The sequence below is a fragment of the Mycoplasma enhydrae genome (assembly GCF_017116825.1).
Classification (GTDB): Bacteria; Bacillota_I; Bacilli_A; order Mycoplasmatales; family Metamycoplasmataceae; genus Metamycoplasma; species Metamycoplasma enhydrae.
On sequence record NZ_JAFIRD010000013.1, the window covers coordinates 1 to 2,822 of the forward strand.

General features: G+C 27.5%; 1 protein-coding gene. It reads right to left on the reverse strand.

The genetic code is table 4. The features are described 5' to 3' along the window. Window positions 1–2,822, reverse strand: a 2,822-nt coding sequence (locus JXZ91_RS02990; RefSeq protein ID WP_205851532.1) for a coiled-coil domain-containing protein, incomplete at both ends; no start/stop codon positions are given.

Sequence of the window (2,822 nt, forward strand, 5' to 3'; positions counted from 1 at the left end):
ATTAAGAAGTATTTTTAATCTTATATATACTGAGCCACTTAAATCATCAATGGTCATTCTTTCTACTAATGCCTGATATTTAGTTGGATCAATTTGAAATTCAAAATCACTTTTAGTTATAAATCTAGGCGCTTTAAAAGAACCTCTAATTGAAGGTTTAGGTGCCAATAAATGCATATTTGCATAAGTAATATCATATGTCCATTCTGCTTTTTCAAATGCTATTTGGTTCGAAATATTGTCACCTTGACTTAGAGTTTTAGCATATAAATCACCTATTTCTTTAGATAATATATCAAAAGTTTTAATTATCTTTTGAATTTTGTCACGATATAGATTTAAATACTCTTCATCAGTTATATTAGTCTCTTTTTTATAAGCATGTAATAAATCATATGCATCAAGACGTTTTTGCTTTAATTCCTCAAATTTAGCTTTATTTGCTTTTTTGGCGTTTTCAATAAATTCAACTTTTTGTTTAACTAACTGTTCAACTTTTTTAGTAATAGTTTTTAATTCAGCAATTATAGTTTTTAAGAAATCTTTATTTTTATTGTTTTCTATAAAATTATTTGCCCTATTAATAATTTCAGGACCTATTAGATTTAACATAATTTCAATTTTTTGAAAATTTTCTTCATCTTTCAATTTATCATAAAATAAATTTAAGTTATTGATTAGATATTGAGCTTGATCTTTAAGTTGTTGTTCTTCGCCTTTTTGAGTAGCTAAAGCATTTAAGGCATTAATTCTATTTTCAATATCAGTTTTATCTTTTGCTTGAGCTGTATTGTTTTCGTTGTACTCTTGAGTTTGAGCTTTATTCATTAATTCTAAAAGCTTTTCTTTAGCTGATTCATATTTTTGAACAACTTTACGGATTTCAGCTACAGTTTGAGGGTTAGCATTATCAGCATCTTGAGCTTGTTTATATTCAGTATTCTTTCAATTCTCATATGCGGTATCGTGGGCTTTTTTGATGTCATCAGCTGCTTTATCTTGTGCTTCAGAATGTCTTTTAGCTTCATCAATTTTATTTTTAAGTTCTGTTAATTTTTGATTTAGTTCAGGAACACTAGTATTTTCTGGTTTGTTGTATATATCATAAACATCATTTTTAATGGTATTGATTAAATTATTTAATTGAGTTAAATATGCTCTTGTACTGTCATATTTATTAGCATGATCATTTTTCTTAATTAAATCATCTAGAGATTTAATAACAGTTTCAAGTTTTTCCTTAACTTTAGCAATTCTGTCTCTTTCAACACCTTCTAGAGCTTCTTTTATTTTATCTAGGTCTCTTTCTATATCATTTATTAAAGTTTCTGAATTTATTCTAACCGTAGCACAATCTTTATCAGTTGCCAGCTGTTTAGCAGCTTTAGCTAATTCTAATGAAGCTTCTAAAGCAGTTTTTATTTCTTTTAGTTTTGTTTCATTCTTGTTTGCTATAGCTGCATCTAAATCTGTTCTAGCTGCATTTCATGAACTTTTAGCGTCAGATAATTTAGTTTCTACTTGAGTTTTCAATTGAGTATTTTTGTTTACTAAGTCATCATGTGTAGTTTTAGCATCTGTTGTTTTAGTTTTGAGTTCCTCTAATTTAGCTGTAATTTGAGGAGTTTTATTTTTAGCATCTTTATTTAGGTTTGTTTGATAATCATTATTTTGAGTGATTTGAATATTTAAAGCTTCAAGTGCAATTACAGAAGTATCATATTTTCCTTCAGCATCTTGAGCAGTTTGAAGTTTTTGAGCTGTTTCTTGAAGTTTTCTATCAATTTCTTCAATAATACCTTTAATTCTTTCTTCTTCGCCCTTAGCTTTATCTTCAGCAGTTTTTAGAGCACTCTTTAAGTTTTCTAAAAGCTCAGTTGCTTCTTGTTTAGGAGCATTATATTCTTTATCAATTGCTTGTTGAATAACTGATTCAACATCTGTAATAGCTTTATTAAGATCTTCAATAGCAGAATTTAATTTAGTAATGTCATTGCCTGCATCTTTAGCATCTTTAATAGCTTTAGTAGATTTTGTTTTAGCTTCTTTAAGAGCACCATCAATTGCTTTTTTAGCATTAGTTAATGCTGTATTAAGTTCAGATTTTCTATTATTAGCAGCATCAATTGTAGTTTTTAAAGTATTAATTAAACCTTTAATTTCATCATTTTTATCATTTTTATTAGTATCATAATCTGATTCAGCTGATGTTATAGCATTAGCTAAATCATCTAGTTTTGATTTTAAAGGATCTATTTTATCTTTTTGAGCTTCAGCATCTGCTTGCGCATTAGTTATTGCATCAATATGATCTTGCAATAATTTTTTAAGATCTTCAACACGTTTATCTTCTTTTTCTTGTTCTGATTGTAATTTGGCTCTTAATTCAGCTAATGCTTTATTAATATTTGTAATATCACCAGCAATTCTAGTATCTAAATCAGTGTAACCATCATTATTAGCATTAGTTTTTATCTCACTGACTTTAGTTAGAGCTTTTTCATATGCTTGAATTGCTTGATTAATTTTAACAATTTCTGTACCTGTATTTTTAGCTAGAGTTTCAGCGTTTTTATAATCAGTGTCTTTAAAAGTTTTATATAAACCTTCATGCTTAGTTTTAATTGTTGCGGCTTTAGTTTCAGCAGCTGTAATCGATGTTTCGGTATCTGAAATTGTATTAGTTAAATTGTCCAATTCAGTTTTTAGTTCAGCGATAGCCTTATTTTTATCAATATTGTGTTGTCTTAGAACATTTTTTGCACTTTCTAGTTCAGTGTTAGTGGTTATGACAGCTAAATTAATTTCATCATATTTAGTTT